The organism is Pseudomonas sp. 2995-3 (assembly GCF_002742565.1).
In the GTDB taxonomy this organism is placed as follows: Bacteria; Pseudomonadota; Gammaproteobacteria; order Pseudomonadales; family Pseudomonadaceae; genus Aquipseudomonas; species Aquipseudomonas edaphica.
Genome location: NZ_LJSB01000177.1, coordinates 1 through 276 on the forward strand (window position 1 = coordinate 1; position 276 = coordinate 276).

Below are 276 nucleotides of genomic sequence, written 5' to 3' on the forward strand. Positions count from 1 at the left end.
GTCGAAGTAGTGATTGAAGATGCTGAATTATCAACTACAACAGACCCCACTTCAGAAGTGTTTTATACTAACAACAAGCTTTTTATCGTAAAGACTGTAAGAGATAACAACATTTTAACAAAATCTTTAAACTCAAACGCACGGCCTATAAACTTTATTCTTATTGTCTATGAAAAAGGAGAGTTAATTTATAAAGGAGAAATTGTTTCAGATATAAATGATGATATTATTCAATTTATAAATGAACCAATTGACAGGTATACTCTTCCTAATGAT

1 protein-coding gene is annotated in these 276 nt (G+C 29.3%); it reads left to right on the top strand.

All coding sequences use genetic code 11. The features are described 5' to 3' along the window. Positions 1 to 276, top strand: a 276-nt coding sequence (locus AOA62_RS32230) for a hypothetical protein (protein WP_218244133.1), incomplete at both ends; no start/stop codon positions are given.